16 protein-coding genes are annotated in these 18,474 nt (G+C 67.2%); 11 read left to right on the top strand and 5 right to left on the bottom strand.

The features are described 5' to 3' along the window. The first annotated feature begins 81 nt into the window (after nt 1-81). On the top strand, nt 82-2,409 hold the full coding sequence (locus KXD96_RS27445; RefSeq protein ID WP_225601272.1) for an acyl-CoA dehydrogenase family protein: 2,328 nt from the start codon (nt 82-84) through the stop codon (nt 2,407-2,409). Nucleotides 2,410-2,437: 28 nt separating this feature from the next. Further along, the gene (locus tag KXD96_RS27440) at nt 2,438-3,619 is read left to right on the top strand and encodes an acyl-CoA dehydrogenase family protein (RefSeq protein WP_225601273.1); all 1,182 of its coding nucleotides are present in this window, start codon (nt 2,438-2,440) and stop codon (nt 3,617-3,619) included. A gap of 39 nt (nt 3,620-3,658) precedes the next feature. Here KXD96_RS27440 and KXD96_RS27435 read toward each other — a convergent pair whose 3' ends face one another. Further along, a complete protein-coding gene (locus tag KXD96_RS27435; RefSeq protein ID WP_225601274.1) occupies nt 3,659-4,660 on the bottom strand; it encodes an acyl-CoA dehydrogenase family protein in 1,002 nt (333 codons plus the stop codon). 91 nt (nt 4,661-4,751) lie between these two features. Here KXD96_RS27435 and KXD96_RS27430 point away from each other — a divergent pair, with 91 nt between their 5' ends. Continuing rightward, on the top strand, nt 4,752-6,266 hold the full coding sequence (locus KXD96_RS27430; RefSeq protein WP_225601275.1) for a class I adenylate-forming enzyme family protein: 1,515 nt from the start codon (nt 4,752-4,754) through the stop codon (nt 6,264-6,266). 222 nt (nt 6,267-6,488) lie between these two features. After that, complete coding sequence (locus KXD96_RS27425) at nt 6,489-7,340, top strand: mycofactocin-coupled SDR family oxidoreductase (RefSeq protein ID WP_225601276.1); 852 nt, start codon at nt 6,489-6,491, stop codon at nt 7,338-7,340. A gap of 23 nt (nt 7,341-7,363) precedes the next feature. On the opposite strand, the gene KXD96_RS27420 is transcribed toward KXD96_RS27425, so the two are convergent. After that, on the bottom strand, nt 7,364-8,569 hold the full coding sequence (locus KXD96_RS27420; RefSeq protein WP_396876743.1) for an IS110 family transposase: 1,206 nt from the start codon (nt 8,567-8,569) through the stop codon (nt 7,364-7,366). A gap of 236 nt (nt 8,570-8,805) precedes the next feature. On the opposite strand from KXD96_RS27420, the gene KXD96_RS27415 reads away from it, so the two are divergent. The 3 genes from KXD96_RS27415 to KXD96_RS27405 all read left to right on the top strand — a co-directional run bounded on the left by KXD96_RS27415 (nt 8,806) and on the right by KXD96_RS27405 (nt 11,714). Further along, the gene (locus KXD96_RS27415) at nt 8,806-10,086 is read left to right on the top strand and encodes a MaoC family dehydratase N-terminal domain-containing protein (protein WP_225601163.1); all 1,281 of its coding nucleotides are present in this window, start codon (nt 8,806-8,808) and stop codon (nt 10,084-10,086) included. A 37-nt stretch (nt 10,087-10,123) separates the two neighbouring features. Then, complete coding sequence (locus KXD96_RS27410; protein ID WP_225601162.1) at nt 10,124-10,867, top strand: enoyl-CoA hydratase-related protein; 744 nt, start codon at nt 10,124-10,126, stop codon at nt 10,865-10,867. A 61-nt stretch (nt 10,868-10,928) separates the two neighbouring features. Continuing rightward, nucleotides 10,929-11,714 carry an enoyl-CoA hydratase/isomerase family protein gene (locus tag KXD96_RS27405; protein WP_225601161.1) on the top strand — a complete coding sequence of 262 codons (786 nt, stop codon included), beginning with the start codon at nt 10,929-10,931 and terminating at the stop codon, nt 11,712-11,714. Between the two features lie 60 nt (nt 11,715-11,774). Here the strand turns inward: KXD96_RS27405 and KXD96_RS27400 are convergent, their stop codons facing one another. Both KXD96_RS27400 and KXD96_RS27395 read right to left on the bottom strand, forming a co-directional pair. Further along, nucleotides 11,775-12,116 carry a hypothetical protein gene (locus KXD96_RS27400; RefSeq protein ID WP_260742004.1) on the bottom strand — a complete coding sequence of 114 codons (342 nt, stop codon included), beginning with the start codon at nt 12,114-12,116 and terminating at the stop codon, nt 11,775-11,777. A gap of 16 nt (nt 12,117-12,132) precedes the next feature. Then, nucleotides 12,133-12,900: a pyridoxamine 5'-phosphate oxidase family protein gene (locus KXD96_RS27395; RefSeq protein WP_260742002.1), complete on the bottom strand. Its 768-nt coding sequence runs from the start codon at nt 12,898-12,900 to the stop codon at nt 12,133-12,135. On the opposite strand from KXD96_RS27395, the gene KXD96_RS27390 reads away from it, so the two are divergent. The 4 genes from KXD96_RS27390 to KXD96_RS27375 all read left to right on the top strand — a co-directional run bounded on the left by KXD96_RS27390 (nt 12,784) and on the right by KXD96_RS27375 (nt 17,105). After that, nucleotides 12,784-13,695, top strand: a complete 912-nt coding sequence (locus KXD96_RS27390; RefSeq protein WP_225601171.1) for a TIGR03619 family F420-dependent LLM class oxidoreductase — start codon at nt 12,784-12,786, stop codon at nt 13,693-13,695. The genes KXD96_RS27395 and KXD96_RS27390 overlap by 117 nt on opposite strands. Nucleotides 13,696-13,999: 304 nt before the next feature. Beyond that, nucleotides 14,000-15,196: a cytochrome P450 gene (locus tag KXD96_RS27385; RefSeq protein ID WP_225601158.1), complete on the top strand. Its 1,197-nt coding sequence runs from the start codon at nt 14,000-14,002 to the stop codon at nt 15,194-15,196. Next, a complete protein-coding gene (locus KXD96_RS27380) occupies nt 15,196-16,425 on the top strand; it encodes a CaiB/BaiF CoA-transferase family protein (RefSeq protein ID WP_225601157.1) in 1,230 nt (409 codons plus the stop codon). Before KXD96_RS27385 ends, KXD96_RS27380 begins: the two co-directional genes overlap by 1 nt. After that, entirely contained in the window at nt 16,422-17,105 is a 684-nt protein-coding gene (locus KXD96_RS27375; protein WP_225601156.1) for a TetR/AcrR family transcriptional regulator, read from the top strand. Before KXD96_RS27380 ends, KXD96_RS27375 begins: the two co-directional genes overlap by 4 nt. Here KXD96_RS27375 and KXD96_RS27370 read toward each other — a convergent pair. Further along, nucleotides 17,078-18,436, bottom strand: a complete 1,359-nt coding sequence (locus KXD96_RS27370; protein WP_225601155.1) for a TetR/AcrR family transcriptional regulator — start codon at nt 18,434-18,436, stop codon at nt 17,078-17,080. The genes KXD96_RS27375 and KXD96_RS27370 overlap by 28 nt on opposite strands. Nucleotides 18,437-18,474 lie beyond the last annotated feature (38 nt).

Below are 18,474 nucleotides of genomic sequence, written 5' to 3'. Positions count from 1 at the left end.
TCGCCGCTTCTTGCCAAAAAGGCCCATTATGATGACACTGCTAGTAGATAACTCACCAAGTTAACTATGTAAGGTCTCTTCGTGAACCAGTCCACCGAGTGGCGACCCCGGCTCCAGGTGTTGCTTGCCGACTACGTCCGCCGGCAGGCCGAGCTCAGATCCGAGGCCAAGGCCGGCGGGGTCAAGATCGACCGGGTCGAAGCCGCGCGAGCCTGGCATGCCGAGCTCGTGGACCATGGGCTGGCCGCGCCGGGATGGCCCAAATCGGCTGGCGGGCTGGAGCTTTCCGTCGAAGAACAGCTCGACTACTACCGGATGACCACGGCGGCCGGCGCGCCGCCACACCCGTGTCAGCTGTCGTTCATCCTCGCGCCGACACTGATCTCCCACGGCACGCAGGAGCAGAAGGAGCGGTTCCTGCGGCCGTTGCTGCGGGCCGACGAATTCTGGTGTCAGGGATTCTCCGAACCGGGCGCCGGCAGCGATTTGGCTTCACTGACCACCCGTGCGGTCCGCGACGGCGCCATCTATCGGGTCACCGGCCAGAAGGTGTGGACGTCGATGGCCGACCGCGCCGACTGGATGTTCGCGCTGGTGCGCACCGGGCCGGCCGGCCGCAGCACCGACGGCATCACTTACCTGCTGATCGCGATGGACAGCCCGGGAATTACCGTGCGCCCGCTGCGCGACATCAGCGGCGGTGCGCACTTCGCCGAGGTGTTCTTCGACGACGTCGAGGTTCCCGTCAACAATCGTGTCGGCGTCGAAGGACAGGGCTGGTCGATCATGCGGACCTCGCTGGGCCATGAACGCGCCACGGCATTCCTCGCCGATGAGTTCAGGTACCGCCGCACGGTCGACCGGGTGGTCAGTCTGATGGTGACCCGCGGGCTCGACTCCGACCCGCTGGTGCGCCAGCAGATCGCCCGACAGGAAACCGACGTGCGCGCCATCGCGGCCAACAGCGCCCGCGCGCTGTCGGCGGTGCTGCGCGGTGAGGATCCCGGTGGGGTCGCTTCGGTCAACCGGCTGGTCAAGTCGGAGTTCGAGCAACGCATGCATGCCCTGGCCCTGCGCGCCGGCGGTCCGCACGCCGCGCTGGACAGCCGTGCCGCCGACGCCGTAGACGGCGGCCGCTGGACCTACGGTTACCTGATGAGCCGCGCCACCACCATCGGGGCGGGCACCGCCGAGATTCAGCGCAACACCATCGCCGAGGCGGTGCTGGGCCTGCCGTCCCACCGCGGCGAGGGCACACGCGCCCCAGCCGTCATTCCGGGTGCCCCGCTGGCCGTGGCCGATCCCAGCGAAGTCGAGTTACGCGCTGTGCTGGCCGAGGCCCTGCGCGCGCGTGTCGACGTGACCGCGCTGCTGGACTCCGGGCGCCGCTTCGACATCGCTGACCCCGCGGTGTGGTCGGCGCTGGTCGACTTCGGGCTGCCCGGGTTGGCGGTCGAGGAATCGGCGGGCGGCGCCGGCGCCGCGCCCCGGCTGCTGTACGCGGCCATCGAGGAGGCCGCCGCGGCGCTGGTGCCCGCACCGCTCGTTCCCACCGTCATCGCCCTCGACGTCGCCGTGCAGACTGGCGCCACTGCGATAGCCCGGCGGATCACTGCCGGGGCTCCGGCCGCGTTCGCGGTGCCCCTCCATGACGACGGTTGGGTCACCAGCGGTATCGAACTGCCGGTGTGGGACGGCTCGCGGCTCACCGGGGTCATGCCCGTCGTGGCCGGAGCCCCGGTGGCGAAGATTCTGCTGGTGGTGGCCCGATCGGAGGGCGGCGAGGGTGAACTGCTCGTCGCCGTGGATCCCGGCATCGCGGGCGTGCACGTCGCAGCGCAGCAGCCGCTGGACCTGACCGCAACCATCGGTTCGGTGACCCTCACTGGCGCGACCGGGCAGCCGCTGTGCACCGGCGGCACTCTTCGGCACGGTCTGCGTGCCGCGCGGCGGCGGGCTCTGCTGGCCGTGGCCGCCGACTCGGTCGGCGTCGCGGCCCGCGCGCTGAGCATGGCGGTTGCCTGGGCCGGCGAACGTCAGCAATTCGGCCGCCCGATCGGCAGCTTCCAGGCGGTCTCGCACCGCTGCGCCGACATGCTCGTCGCGCTGGAAGGCGCGCGAAGCCAGGTGCAGGCGGCCGCCAGCGATCTGGACGGCGACGAGTCGGACTGCCTGGTCGATCTGGCCGCTGCAGCAGCCCTGGACGGCGCGGTCAGTGCCGCCGAGGCGACCATTCAGATCCACGGCGGGATCGGCTTCACCTGGGAGCACCCCGCCCATCTGCTGCTGCGTCGCGCCCAGGCCAACGCCGTGGCGGTAGGCCGGGCCGACGCGCTGCGCGACCGTGCCGCCAGTGAGTTGCTGGCCCCATGGCAGGAACAGCGCCTCGAACGGGCATCGGCGCGATGACGATTCGCTGACGGAGGGCACTAGACCGATGGAGTACGGGACGGGTCCGGAACTGCAGGCCTTCCGCGCCGAGGTACGGCAGTTCATCGCCACGCATGCACCGGCGATCCCGCCGCGCGCGGGTGTCCGCAGCGCCGAGGACGCCCACGAAAATGAACTCCTCAATCAATGGGCCGCACGGCTCTACCAGGCCGGCTACGCCGGCGCGGACTGGCCGGCCGAATACGGTGGCCGCGACGGCTGGACGGCTGAACACGCGGTGGTCGTCGGCGAGGAGCTGGCGCGGGCACAGGCGCCCGGCCTGCCCAGCGGCAACGTGCTGGCCGCCCAGGCGCTCATCGCCTACGGCACAGAAGAGCAGCGCAGCAGGCACCTGCCGGCGATCCGCGCGGGCCAGCAGAAATGGTGCCAGCTGTTCTCAGAGCCCGGCGCCGGCAGCGACCTGGCCGCGTTGCGCACCAAGGCGGTACCAGACGGCGACGTCTACCGGGTCAACGGCCAGAAGGTGTGGACGACCGACGGGCACTGGGCGCAGTACGGTTACCTGCTGGCCCGCACCGACGTTGAGGCGCCCAAGCACCAAGGCATCAGCGCATTCATCTGCGACATGTCCACACCCGGTCTCACAGTGCGTCCGCTACGCGAGATCACCGGGACGTCGGACTTCAACGAAGTGTTCCTCGACGACGTCGAGATCCCCGCGGCCAACATGATCGGCAAGCCCGGCCAGGGATGGGCGATCGCCAATTCCACACTGGCCCATGAACGCAGCAATGTCGGCGCCATCGTCGTCAAGTTGCGACTGGCGGTGGAAGCGCTGACCGATCTGGCCCGCCGGGTCACGATCGACGGTCGCCCCGCCCTCGACAGCGACCGGGTCCGTGACCAGATCGGGATGTTCACCGCGCAAGTGAACGCCCTCTCGGCATTGACCTACGCCAACATCACCCGATGGACGCGCGGCACCGAGCGCCGGCACGACGCCGCGATGGCCAAACTGATGTTCAGTGAACTGAACTTGGCCATTGCGACCTTCGCCGTCGACCTGGCGGGGGAGAACGGTGTTCTGGTGGGCGGTGACCCCCAGGCGCTCGATGGCGGACGCTGGCAAGACGAGTGGCTCTATGCTCGTGCCTTCACCATCGCCGGTGGCAGCAGCGAAATCATGCGGAATCTCATCGCCGAGCGCGGGCTCGGCCTGCCACGCTGACCGGTTGCTCGCCGGGCGAGGGCCCCTCCGCCACGGGGCCTAGACGGCGACCAGCGCAGCGCGGTGCTCGGCCACGGTGCCGTCCATCGCCTCGTCGACCTTGATCCGCCGCAGCAACAGGTGCAGATCGTGCTCCCAGGTGAAGCCGATACCGCCGTGCACCTGCAGCGCGGTCCCGGCAACCTCGGCCGCCGCGGCTTTGGCGTAGGCCGCAGCCGAGGACGCGGCGCGCGATCGCTGCGCCGCGGGTGCGGTGGTGTCGAGCGCCAGCGCGCCCGCCCACAACGTCGACCGGCCAGCCTCCACAGCGAGCGCCATATTCGCGCAATGGTGTTTGACAGCCTGGAATGAACCGATCGGCACGCCGAACTGCTGGCGCTGAACGGCGTAGACAACGGTCATCTCCAACAGTCGTGAGGCTGCCCCGAGCGCATCCATACCGCGGTGAACCGCCAGCGCGTCCCGGACGAATCCGGCCGTGCCAGACGGTAGCGCTAGCCGCCCGGTTTCGCCCGGGTCGATGGCCACACGCGCCCACGACCGGCTCAGATCCAGCGTCGACATCGGATCCAGCCGCGGGTGGGTCATGACGGACAGGTAGTCACCCTCGTCCGTCTCGCCGACGACCACGACTCCCGTCATATCGGCCGCCATGGGGACTGGACTGCTCGGGCCGGTCACTGTCGCCGGCGCGCGGGTTAGGCCGAACAGCGCCTCGCCCTCGGCTGCCGCCTGCGCCTGCGGCGCACCGGACACCCCGAGTAGCCAGGCCGCGATCGCCAGATCGGCGATCGGCAGCGAGCTCACCGCGTAGCCGTGGGCCTCGGCCAGGACCGCCAGATCCACGTGACAGCCGTTCACCTCGGGCGTCAACAGCGCCAACAACCCGGCCCCGGCGGCGTGGGATATCGCTTTCGGGTCGACGGTGACCGGGGAGCTATCGAGTATCGCGCGCGCCCGTGGGATCGGATCATTGCGTGTGAGCCAAGTCCGTTCGGCTTCGGCGAGCTGCTGTTGCTCACTGGAGAGCCCGAAGTCCATGCCGGTCCTTCCCAGTAGGTTGACCTAGTAAACCATGTCGTTTATGTTCGGGGAACCGGACGTCGCACCGAACCGAGCAAGGACGCAGACGATGACGAGCCTCCCCGAAGCGCTGGCACGGCTGTGGACTGCCGACGATGCCGCCGCGATGGTGCAGTGCGACGGGCGCTGGGCGTCCTGGGGACACGTCAGGTCACTGACCGAACGCATCGACCGCGAGCTCTCCGCCGCCGGCTGCGGTCCCGGCGGCCGGGTCGCGGTCGTGTTCGGCAACCGCGTCGAGTCGGTCGCGGCGCTGCTGGCGATTCTGCGCGCCTCCCGCACACTGGTCACCCTCAGCCCGCTGCAGCCCCCCGGACGGCTCAGCGCCGATTTGGCCGCGACCGGCGTCGGTTATGTTCTGGCCCCCGAAAACCTCTGGTCCAACGCTGAATTCAGCAAAGTGGTCACCGATCTGGGTGTGGCAGGGTGGTCTGTGGAGGGCGACGCGGTAACACCGCGCGCGCAGGCCAGCCGCCAGCCGGTGCCCGGCGATCCCGACGTCGCGATCGAGATGCTGACCAGCGGCACCACCGGGCCACCCAAGCGCGTCCCGCTCACTCGCGTCCAACTCGAGGCGTCCCTGGCTGCGGCGCTACAGCACAACGAGCGTCCCGAAGTCCGCGACAAGGCACCACTGACGGGCGCTGTCGCCCTGGTGACCCTGCCCATCGTCCACATCGGCGGCCTGTGGGGGCTGCTGCAATCGCTGGTCTCGGCGCGCCGATTCGCGTTGCTGGAACGCTTCACCGTCGCGGGCTGGCACGCCGCGGTCAAAGAACACCGGCCCGCGCTGGTCGGATTGCCGCCACCGGCGATCCGAGCGGTCCTGGACGCGGACATCCCCCGCGAGGATCTGGCCAGCGTCCGCGCGATCAACGCCGGCACCAGCCCCGTCGATCCGGCACTGGTGGACGCTTTCTGGCAGCGATACGGCATCCCGATCCTGATCGTCTACGGCGCCACCGAGTTCTCCGGCGCCGTCGCGGGATGGACCCTGAAGGATTTCCACGCCCGCTGGATCGACAAGAAGGGCAGTGTCGGGCGGGCGTTCCCCGGGGTACGTCTGCAGGTGATCGACGACGACGGCGCAGTGCTGGTGCCCGGGCGAACCGGCCGATTGCAGGTCGCCTCGCCACAGGTCAGCGGATCCGGTGAGCGCTGGGTCACCACCAGCGATCTGGCGCACCTCGATGACGAAGGGTTCTTGTACATCGACGGCCGTGCCGACGACGTGGTCTTGCGGGGGGGGTTCAAGATCGCGCCGGCGACGGTGGTGCAGGCGCTGCGACGTCACGAGGCTGTGCAGGACGCCGCGGTGGCCGGGCTGCCCGACCCTCGGCTGGGTCAAATCCCGCTCGCCGCCGTGGAACTGCGCGCCGGCGCCTCGGTGACCCCCGAGGAGTTGCGGGCGCACTGCCGGTCGATCCTGACGCCGTATGAAGTGCCTGCCCAGATCTTCGTCGTCGGCGAGTTGCCGCGCGGCGCCGCATTGAAGGTCGATCGGCGCAGGCTCACCGAGATGCTCGACGACCTGCGATCGTCGAGGCCGACCGCGGCCACCTGAACCCGGTCGTTAACGGTCCTGTTGAATCCAGCCCCACGGAGAAAACCTATGCCACACACAGTCATCATCTGGCGCGACAACGGTATTCGCGGCTCCGTCGGGTATGGGTGCCCACGACCGAGTCGGTGCGACGATCATGGAGATGTCGTGATGAGCACCGCAAGGGACGGGCTGACGGTGTTCGCCGAGAAGCGGCAATCGATCTGGAAGGCACCCTGACAAATGGGAAGAGTACGCGACAAAGTCGTTCTGATCACCGGCGCCGCGCGCGGCCAGGGACGCAGCCACGCAGTCAAACTCGCCGAAGAGGGTGCCGACATCATTCTTTTCGACATCTGCCACGACATCGACACCAACAAATATTCGTTGGCCACACCACACGACCTCACCGAGGCGGGCCTGGAAGTCGAGAAGACCGGCCGGCGGGCCGTCACCGCCGAGGTCGACGTCCGCGACCGCGCGGCACTGACCCGGGAACTGGCCAACGCCGTCGCCGAACTCGGCGGCACGCTCGACGTCGTCGTGGCCAACGCCGGCATCTGCCCGCTCGGCAGCGACCTGCCCATCGGTGCCTTCGCCGACGCGTTCGACGTCGACTTCGTCGGTGTTGTCAACACCGTGCATGCGGCGCTGCCCTACCTGAAGTCCGGTGCGTCGATCATCACCACAGGCTCGATCGCCGGCCTCGTCGCTGCCAGCCAGCCCGCCGCCGCAGGTCCGCTCGGACCGGGCGGCGCCGGTTACAGCTTCGCCAAACAGCTCGTGGATTCCTACACCCGCCAGCTGGCCGCCCAGCTGGCGCCAATGTCGATTCGGGCCAACGTCATTCACCCCACCAACTGCAATACCGGAATGCTCAACAACGACCCGATGTACAAGCAGTTCCGGCCCGACCTCGAGCAACCCACCCGCAACGACGCACTGCTGGCATTTCCGGCCATGCAAGCCATGCCGGTGCCCTACGTCGAGCCCGAGGACATCTCGCAGGTCGTGTGCTTCCTGGCCTCCGATGAATCGCGCTACGTCACCGGCAGTCAGTTCAAGGTAGACGCCGGAGCAATGCTGAAGTTCTGAAAAGGAGATTCTCAATGACGTTGTCAAGCCGCCGCAGTAGTGGTTGCGGGTTGGTAGACGGCGTGGTCGCGCAGCATGGCCCACAGGACGTTGAGTCGGCGACGGGCCAGGGCCAAGACGGCTTGGGTGTGGCGTTTCCCTTCGGCGCGTTTGCGGTCGTAGTAGGTGCGCGAGGCGGGATCGGTGCGGATGCTGACCAGAGCGGACAGGTAGCAGGCGCGCAGCAGGCGCCGGTCGTAGCGGCGGGGGCGTTTGAGGTTGCCGCTGATGCGGCCCGAATCTCGCGGTACTGGGGCCAGACCCGAGACGCCGGCGAGGCGGTCGACGGAGGGGAAGGCGCTCATGTCGCCGCCGGTGGCGGCGAGGAACTCGGCGCCGAGGATGACGCCGAAGCCGGGCATGCTCAGGATGATTTCGGCGTGGCGGTGGCGGCGAAATCGGTCCTCGATCATCGCGTCGGTGTCGCCGATTTCGGTGTCGAGGGCCATCACCTCCTTAGCCAAGCGGGCGACCACGCCCGCGGCAAGCTGTTGTCCGGGCACGATGGTGTGTTGGGCGTTGGCTGCCTCGATGGCGGCGGTTGCGACCGCATCGGCGTTGCGGGCCTTGCGTTTATGCAAAAAGGCTGCCACCCGGGCGGCACCGGCCCGGCGCAGCCCGTCGGGGGTTTGATAGCCGGTGAGCAGGATCAGCGCGGCCTTGCTTTTGCTGTAGTCAAAGCCACGTTCCAGGGCCGGGAAGTATTCCAGCAGCTGGGCGCGCAGCCGATTGATCGCGCGGGTGCGATCGGCCACCAGATCGGCGCGCCGACTGGTCAGGATGCGCAGTTCGACGGCGATGTCGTCGCCGGGGCGCAACGGTTGCAGGTCGCGGCGCATCCGGGCCTGATCGGCAATCACCGCAGCGTCTTTGGCGTCGGTCTTGCCGTCGCCGCGGTAGCCACCCGAGGCGTGGTGAACAGTGCGGCCGGGAATGTAGAGCAGCCGCTGCTGGGCAGCGATCAGCAGCGTGATCAGCAATGCAGCGCCGCCGGCGTTGAGGTCAATCGCCCAAGTGACTTCTCCGCCATCAGCCAGCGCCGCGACCATGTCGATCAACTCCAGCAGCGCGGCCTCGTCATTAGCGACGCGCCGCGACAGCAACGACTTGCCCTCAGCGTCGATGACCACGCCGTAATGGTCCGCTTTCCCGGCGTCCACACCAGCCCACACAGGTTGTGCCACAACCACCTCCGTTCCCGTCTCGGTTTCTATCAACCCAGCAGACGACCACGCCGGCGTGTCCTTACACAGCGATCACATCGCATCTCTCAATTAGCGGTCGAGTCGTCGCGGGACCCCGGGCGGCCAATCTCCTTCGGCCATCGAAGACAGCAAAACCATGAAAGCCATACCCGACGTCCCTGGGCAGTTGAAAGCCTACGGCCGAGGGCAACAACCACCCTCCAAGAAAGGTAAGGAAAACGATGACAACCGCAGAAGCAGCCGCTGTCGAGGGCCGCATCACCGACGAAGACATTGCACGGGCCAAGGCCCAGATCGGCATCCCGGTCAACCAGCGCGACGAAGCCTGGAATCGGCTGCCGAGTGCCGATGCCATCAGCCATTTCGCGTTCGGCTGCGGCGATGACAACCCGTTGTTCCACGACCCCGGCTATGGGACAACGACACGCTGGCACGGACAGATAGCCCCACCGACGTTCCCGATCAGCACGGGCTTGGACCAGACACCCAGGTTCACCGATCCCGAGCGCAAGAAACTGTTCCGCGGCTTGTTCCGCGGCACCGGCAAGTACTACGCCGGCGTGAAATGGACTTGGTATCAGCCGATTTACGCCGGCAGGCCGGTGCTGGCGGAGAATTACACACTCGATGTGCAGGTCAAGGAGAGCGAGTTCTCCGGTGGGCGTTCGGTCAAAGAGACCTTCCGGTACCTCTATGTCGATATCGACGGCAACCCACTGGCGACCCGCGACGAGTCCTACATCAACGCCGAACGTCAGGGCTCGAAGAAGTCCGGCAAGTACTTGCACATCACCCGGCAGCACTGGACCGAGGAGGAGTTCGCCGAGGTTGAACAGGCCTATGACGCCGAGGTGCGCCGCGGGGCCGAGCCGCAGTGGTGGGAGGACGTGGCCGTCGGTGACGAGCTGCCGCCGGTGATGAAGGGACCGCTGACGGTGGTGGACATCATCAGCATGCACATGGGTTGGGGCTGGGGCGGTTACGGCGTCGGCCCCCTGAAGTACGCCCATCAGCTGCGCCAGCGGATGCCGGCGTTTTATCAGCCCGATGAGTACGGTGTGCCAGACGTCGTGCAGCGGCTGCACTGGGATTCCTCCCGAGCAGAGGCCCTCGGAATCCCCGCGCCCTACGACTACGGGCAGATGCGGGCAGCCTGGGTGAGCCACTTGCTGACCAACTGGATCGGTGATGACGGCTGGCTGGCCGAAATGGATCTGCAGCTGCGCGGCTTCAACTACATGGGTGACACCCACCGGATGACGGGCACGGTCACCGCCAAGGGTGACGAGCCGGGTACCGCGGTGTCACTGGAGGTGAAGGGAATCAGTCAGCGCGACGAAGCCACCACCAAAGGGACGGCGAAGGTTCTGTTGCCGTCCAAACAGACTGGTGCGGTGGTATTGCCGGTGCCCGACGAGGATCTGCGGCGCCGCGGCGCGCAGGTGGTGTCGCGGATGTCGGGCAAGGTCGGTGAGGAGATGCGCCGACTGCACGGGGAGTAACCGCCGGCATGAGACCACCTTCGGCCGAACAGCAGCGATGAACGGCGTTACTACGCACACCGACGCCTCGGTCCTGCGCATCGTGCTGGACCGGCCGGTCAAGCGCAACGCGGTGAACACGTCGATGCTGCGGGAGCTGGCCGGGGCGATCGCGACGGCGAGCACTGATGCGGTGCGCGTCGTCGCGCTCAGCGGTGCCGGCCAGGCGTTCTGCGCCGGCGGCGACCTGAGCGGGGTCGACACCGAGGGCGCGGTGATCGCGGCAAACGAGGTGGTCCAGGCGATCACGCAGCTACCGAAGCCGGTGGTGGCCGGGGTGCGCGGCGCAGCGGCAGGTTTCGGGTGTTCGCTGGCCTTGTCCTGCGACTTGGTGATAGCGGCGCGCTCGGCCTTCTTCCAACTGTCTTTCACCAAGGTCGGGCTGATGCCCGACGGTGGGGCGTCTGCGTTACTGCCCGCCGCGATCGGGCGGGCGCGCGCCGCCCGGATGGCCCTGCTGGCCGAAAAGATTCCGGCCACCGACGCGTTCGACTGGGGCATGATCAGTCACGTTGTCGACGACGTGGCATTCGACGACGAAGTGGAGTCGGTGCTGCAGGCCCTGGCGGCCGGACCGACAGCGTCATACGGATGGACCAAACGCGCACTGACGAGCGCGACACTGCCCGACCTGACAGGCGCCCAGGTACTGGAAGCGCAAGGGCAGCAGGCATTGACGCAGACCGAGGATTTCCGTCACCGTGTGCGGGCGTTTCGTCGCGGCCCGAGACCGGGCAAGTAAACCCTGATACGCCGGCGTAGCTGCCGTCAGGCGGCGTCGGCCCGATGACCAAGGACGACCAATGACAGATCTGGGCGCGCTGGAGACCATCGAGTTCGACGTGGCCGACTACGTCGCGACCGTCACGCTCAACCGACCAGGTCAACTCAATAGCTTCAACGAGCAGATGGCCACCGAGATGGCGGCGGTGTGGGCCACCGTGCGCGATGACGACGACATCCGCGTTGCTGTGCTGCGCGCCAACGGCGATCGCGCGTTCTGCACCGGCATCGACGTGTCCAAGGGCCCGTGGTGGTATCACAAGCCGATCTTCAACCAAGAGGACCCGGGCACCATGCTCGGGCCCAAGGCATACAAGGTGTGGAAGCCCGTGATCGGCGCCCTGCACGGTATGGTCGCTGGTGGCGCAATGTATTTCGTCAACGAGTGTGACTTCGCCATCTGCGCGCAGTCGACCGAGTTCTTCGATCCCCATGCCAACGCCGGTGTCGTCTCCGCGCTGGAGCCCATGGGCATGCTCGCGCTCGGCCTACCCTACGGCGACGTGATGCGGTGGGCGCTGCTCGGCAGTGAGGAGCGGATCGCCGCCCAGACCGCGCTGCGGATCGGTCTGGTGACCGAGGTCGTGTCCGACGACCAATTACGAAGCCGCGCTGCCGAATTGGCGGCCGAGATCGCCACGCGGCGACCCCAGACCATCCAGGGCACGGTGCGGGCGATGTGGGAGGCGCGGGACCTGCCGCCCAGCCTCGCGCAGCGCCACGGTCTGTACTACACCCACATCGGCAACGCCGGCGAGGGCCAGACCGACTCCCGGGTCAACAAGAAGGCGCCGCGACGGCGATGAGGTGATGGTGTTCGTTTCGGTGCGAGCCGGGCCTGGCTGACCGCAACTGTGATCGCATGTTCAGACGGCATCGGCGAAGGAGAAGGTGCGAACTCGATTGAGCCGCAGCCAGACCAGTATGTCGGAGTGCACGCCGGCTGTCGCGCTCGACACAGCGCCCTGAGCGATGATGCCCCGGATCGCGGTGTAGCTCGTAAAACTGTCTGCGACCAGGCAAGCGGGCAAATCCCTGCTGATGCAAACGGTCCCGGCCACGCACATGTGCAGTTCGCCCTGCCGGACGGACCCGCCGACCACCGCAGCTGGCAGCGCCACCAACGCCCCACTGTCTTCGTCGAAGCAGATCGCCCCGGTCGGCCGGCCCTCGAGGAACGCGTCGAGCTCGCGGGGCGACATGGCCATCGGTCCACGTCGAATCTCATTGCGTTGCATGGTCGCTGCTCGATCCAGGCGCCGCCGCCAGATTGCTCGCGACAATCTCGTCGACAGCGACCCGAATGATGCAGCGCTTCCCGCTGATCAGCCGGTCCCTCACCGTCGCCACCACCGCGTCGGGCACTCGCGCATCGGAAGAAGCGGAGGACATCAGGGCGTCGACTTCGTCGCGCGCCGGTAGAAAGATCTCGGCATGCCCACGAACCGACACCCACGACGCGTTCTGCTCGGGCCCCGACTGCACGAGGCAGGCGACCCCGGGCCGGGCGCGGATGTTTCTGACTTTGGTGCTTTTCGTGTACGTGGCGAAGAGCAGATCACCGCCCTGGTAGGCGACGGTGCGCATCGCATACCCCGTGGGTTCGCCTGCGGAGTCCCGGCAGAACAGAAACGCGCGATGGTGGCGGCTTAGGAAGTCGGTGATAACCGGCGATGCAGCCGAGGGCGACAAGTCAGTCCCGGGGTTGGGCTGGGCGGTGTTGTCCGCGATCACGGGAACTCCCAATCCGATGTTGTCCAAAATAGCTATATGGTTGACTATATCCAATGCGTCCCGGTCGCTGCCGGGAACGTCGGGGCGCCGGCCGATGTCGATACCCAACCCCGGCGCGGCCATGGCGGCGGTGAGGAAACGATGACGTTGAAGTTCAACCTGCTGTTCCCCATGCGGGCGGTCAAGCGCTGGGACCGCTGGTCGGAAGGCGCAAGTATCGGTGAGATCGCCAAACTGGTCGAGGACGCGGGATTCCACGGGTTTTCCATGAGCGAGCATCCATACCCGGACAAGGACTGGCTCGCCCACGGGGGCCACCACGCCTTCGACCCGTTCGTCTCACTGAGCTTCGCCGCGGCGGCCACCCGAACACTGCGCGTCATCACCTTTGTGATGGTCGCTGGCTACCGCAATCCGTACCTGGCCGCCAAGGCCGCGGCCAGCCTGGACGTGCTCTCCGGCGGTCGATTCACCCTCGGCACGGCTGCGGGATACCTCAAGAGCGAATTCGACGCGCTCGGAGCGGAATTCTCCCGTCGTGGCCAGCTGATGGACGAGGCGATCGAGGCCTGGAAACGCACCTGGGACGGCCAAGAGCACCTGGGAGGGGAGTTCGGCGTGGCCAATCATGTCGCTCTCCCGTTACCCCGCACACCGGGCGGACCCCCGGTCTGGATCGGAGGTAACGGCGGGGCTGCGCGCCGGCGGGTGGTCGAGGTCGCCGACGGCTGGATTCCGATGGCTGCCTCAGGGGAGTTCGCTGAGATCACCCGCGCCCGCGCGCTCGAACAGATCGATGTGCTGGCCGACTGGATCGCCGAGGTGAACGCACGGCGCGCCGAACGCGGCCGCGGGGCCGCCGATGTGGCGTTCATGCCGTTTGAGGCCGCTCTGCTTGCGCAGGGATGCGACGCGTTCTGCTCGGCAGTGCAGGCCAAACTGTCGGCCTACGCCGCCGCCGGGGTCACATGGATCACCCTCGAGCCGGCCAGCAGGAGCCTGACCGACTTCCGCGCCGACATCCAGACGCTGTCCTGCCTCCTCGGCGACTGACTCCACCTACCACGAGGCCACAGCCGGCGCCCCCGAGGGTATGGACGAGATCTGGTCGCCAGTTCCCGCAGCCGCGCGGCCGACCGATCGGATGAACCCCACTGGGGCGGTTGACGACTGGTGCTCGCAGGCCATCCTGGTATCGGTGGGTCGTTGTGGGCACGGTGGCGGTGTCGGGGTCGCCACAGCCTAGGGGTCGATGTGATCTGGATCTCGACACCAGCGCACCATTGCTGATACTGTAACGGCTTATAGTCGCATCAATGCGACTAATGTCAATGACTATCGCAGAGAGGGGATTGTCGTGACAACGGTCCAGCGACCCGCCGAGCAGTGTCCGACGCTGAACTTCGATTACACCGAGACCAAGCCGGCCGGGACATGGCTGAACACCTATGACGAGTTGCGGTCACGATTTCCGTGGTTCCGCAACGAGTTCGGGCCCGGATTCTGGACCATGGTCAACTACCAGGGAATCCTGCAGGTCATGCAGGACCCGGAGACCTTCTCCAACAGCGTCGTCGTTGCCTACGAACCGAATCCGCCGTACAAGTGGATCCCGGAAATGCTCGACGGCGATGAACACAAGCAATGGCGCCACCAACTCGCGCCGTTGTTCGCGCCGGGAGCAGTCGAACGCCTCGACGGCAAGATCCGCCAGCGCACCGTCGAATTGATCGACGGGATCGCCGAGCGCGGCAGCTGCGACTTCATGGCCGAATTCGCCCAACGGTTCCCGACCACGATCTTCCTGGAAATGATGGGGTTGCCCGTCGACGAGCTCGACCAGTTCATGGCGTGGGAACACGACATCCTGCACGCCGGTGGCAGCGACGAAGAACGTCAGCAGAAGCAACTCGAAGCGATGATGGCGGTGATGGGTCGATTTTTTACTCTCATCGCCGAGCGCCGCGAGCAGCCGCGCGACGACATCGTCAGCAAGGCCCTGGACTACCAGATCGACGGCCAGCCGGTCACCGACGCCGACCTGCTGTCGTTCTGCCTGCTGATGTTCATGGCCGGGCTCGACACCGTATCGGTGACGCTAGGCTGGACGTTCTGGCACCTGGCCGGCCACGACAACGACCGCGCCAGGATCGTCGCGGATCCCGCCATGATCCCGACCGCGGTCGAAGAGTTCCTGCGTGCCTACGCCATCGTGATCCCGGCCCGCAAGGTCATGAAAGACGTTGAGATACAGGGATGTCCGATGAAAGCCGGTGACATGGTGTGCATCCCGCTGAATGCCGCCACCCGCGACGACGCTGCGTTCCCGAACGCCTCGACTGTCGACATCACCCGAAAGCCGAACAACCACATCGGATTCGGCGCCGGACCGCACCGCTGCCTGGGCTCGCATCTGGCCCGCCGCGAACTCAAGATCGCCCTGGAGGAGTGGCACAAACGGATCCCCGACTACCGGCTCGCCGCTGGGGCCGACTTGACCGAAACGGGCGGCCAGTTGGGGATCGAAACGCTGCCGCTGGTCTGGGGGCGCTGATGCAGCGCCCGCTCGACGGCGTCCGCGTCCTGGAAGTCGCTCAGTTCACTTTCGTCCCCTCCGCGGGCGCCGTCCTGGCCGACTGGGGTGCTGACGTCATCAAAGTCGAAAACCCCGTCACCGGCGACGCTCAGCGCGGACTGGTCAAGGTCCTCGGTCGCGCGGTGACCGCCCCCGGATCGTCGTTCGCACCCATCATGGAGGCACCCAACCGCGGTAAGCGCAGCGTCGGCCTGGGACTGACCACCGCCGAGGCGCGGCCCATCCTCGAGGAGCTGATCCGCCGAAGCGATGTGTTCCTGACCAACTATCTGCCCAGTGTCCGGGCCAAGCTGCGCATCGACGTCGAGGACGTCCGCAAGATCAATCCCGACATTATCTATGTCGTGGGCAGTGGATACGGCTTGGACGGGCCCGATCGCGATACCGGTGCCTACGACGCGACGGCGTACTGGGCGCGCGGCGGCAGTGCCAACGGCGTGACGCCCGCCGATGCCGACAGGATCGCCTTCATGCCGTCGGGTGCCTACGGCGACAACATCGGCGGACTGGCCATCGCCGGCGGGGTCGCGGCCGCGCTATACGGCAGGCGGGTCACCGGGCAGCCATCGGTGCTCGATGTGTCGCTGCTGGCGGTGGGTGCCTGGGCGACTCAGTTCAGCGTGAACCTGGCCTTGCTCAGCGGTGGGCATCTCCCCAAGATCGACACCAGAACCCAGGCTCCCGGAAACCCGTTAACGGGCAACTACCGCACCGGTGACGGGCGGTTCATTCAGCTGTCGATGCTGCAGCCGACGCGGTACTGGCCCGAATTCTGCGAGCTAATGGGCTGCGGCGAATACGCCAACGACCAACGGTTCAGCTCGCTGGAATCATTGGCCGAAAACGCCGAGGCGGCCTGCGATATCGTCGCCCACGCGATCGGGTCGCGAACCTTCGACGAGTGTGTGCGGCGGCTCAAGCAGGGGACCGGCGCCTGGGCCGCGGTGCAGGATGGCTGGGATGTCGGCAACGACGAGGCGCTGATCGCCAACGGACGCATCGTCGACATCGTCGACGCCGACGGGCAGCCGCAGAAACTGGTCGCCAATCCGGTGAGGTTCGACGACGCGGCGCTGTCGCTGACCCGGGCGCCGCAGTTTGCCGAGCACACTGACGATGTGCTCCGCGAACTTGGCCTCGACGATGACACGCTCATCGAGTTGAAGGTCGCCGGCGCGATCACATGACCGCAGCACAGGCCGAGCGCAGCGACGACGGCTCGGTTCGGGTGCGGCTCGTCCGGGCCGCCGACGTCGAAGTCGACGAGCACGGCGTCGACGGGCTGCGCATGGAAGCCGTCGCACAGCGGGCCGGCGTGTCCAGGGCCACCGCCTTCCGGCAGCTGGGCAGCGTCTCCGAGCTGCTGATCCAAGTGGCACTGCTGCGCGCCGAGCGTCACATCCAGGCCGTGGATCACCTGGTGCGCACCAAGAACGGGGCGTTCGCCAAGGTCGAGGCGGCGTTGATCTACACCGCCCGCGAGCTGCCCACCGATCCGGCCATCGTCGCCCTGATCGCCCGCCACTCGGCATCGGTCCACCACCCGCGCGTGCACGAGTCGGCAGTGCGGGTGATGGGCCCCGTGCTCGAGGAGGGCCAGCGGCGCGGCGAGATCCGCACCGATGTCGGGCTTGATGACCTGATCGATTTCCTCGTCGAGCAGACCTACCTGGCCGCCGAGGAGGCCGACCGCTCCGAAGCCCCTGTGCGTAAACGCTTCCGGCAGTTCATCATTCCAGCGCTGGAGGCCAGGGGCGGGGTAGGCGGTGAATTCCTCTCCCATGCCCGCGAGGTCGAACAAACGGTATCAGCGGCAACCGAGGCACTGGAGAACCTCAGTCAATGGCTACGACGTGGACCGGGGTGAGGGGTGCGGCCCGCGGGCTCAAGGTCACCCAACAGCGCGCGTTGCAGCACAAGCAACATCAGGCCGGCCGTGTCGTAGTCGCTGACGTTGCGCCGCTGCGAGATCGACAGCTCCGTCATCCGGCCCAGCACCGACAAGAACACGGCGGCAGCGACCAGCCGGTCAACGCCGGGCGGTAACCGTACGCCGTCCAGCAGCGCGGTGACCGCAACATGGAAGCTGCCCATGCCTCGGACCACCGCGTCACCGGCGAGCTGCTGGGCCAAGGTCCCGTCGTACCAGGCGCGGATGACGCCGCTGTAGCTGCGATGGAAACGTACATAGTGGCCCAGCCAGGAATGCAGCCCGTCGACGTCGATGCCGGTCCGGTCCAGTTCGTAGAGTTCCGCCGACAGGTGCCCGCCTTCCAGAACCGCCCAGCCGGTGAGCTCCTCGAGGATCTTGACCTTGGTGCTGAAATGCCGATACAACGTCGCGCGGCTGACCGAGGCCGCCGCGGCGATGTCCTCCATCGCCACCGAGTAGTAGCCGCGCTCGTTGAACAACACCGAACTCGCCGAGAGCACATCCTGACGGATCGGCGAAACACTGAACGGATCAGGCTCGTCGGGCACCGCAGCCGCCGGTGTCGACCGCTCACCGCACCCGACAGCGACGCCTGTCGGCGCCGAGCTCACCTCGGCAATGTCGCAGGCGGGTGTCTCGGGGAAGAGCAGCAACTGCATCGCGACGGTCAGCGAGTCCGTGGTGCGGGCGGCCGAGGATAGGCCGAACATCCGGCGAAACCGGTACAGGTTGACCATGTGCGCGATGCGCAGCAGCGCGGCAGCAGCATCGGCAGGCTCGATGCCGCTGATCCCCGCGTCGCGCAGCTTGCCGGTGATCAGGTCGGCGTATTGCCCCGACACCGCGCCCGCCTCGGTCTGGGGCAGGCCTTCGATCGCGCCGATGCCGGGGAACTCCAGGAACACCATCGCGTACTTGTCGTACAGCTGCGCCCACTCGGTCAGCCACCGGTGCAGGCTGCGCATACCGGCGGCATCGGGGCTCAGTCGCCCCAGCCGGGCGGCGTGCTCGAGCACCGCCGGTTCGCACTGGCGCACCAGTTCCCGGAAGATGTCGTCCTTGCTTTCGAAGTACTGATAGATCGTGGCGCGCGACCCGCCGACGGCTTTGGCGATCGCATCGATCGAGGTGCCGTGGTAGCCGTGTTCGACGAACAGCTGTCCCGCGCGGGCTACGATCTGCTCGCGGGTGTGCATACCCCGGCGGCCGACCGCGGGGTTGGTCGGCGCGTACCCCGGGCGGCGCACCCGCTGCGGACTTTTCATCGCAGTCCCATCATCGCCTAAGGGAGGCGACGATGGGC

Source organism: Mycobacterium sp. SMC-2, from assembly GCF_025263485.1.
Classification (GTDB): domain Bacteria; phylum Actinomycetota; class Actinomycetes; order Mycobacteriales; family Mycobacteriaceae; genus Mycobacterium.
The sequence above is the reverse complement of the archived record's forward strand: the minus strand, read 5'-3'. Positions and strand labels throughout refer to the sequence as shown.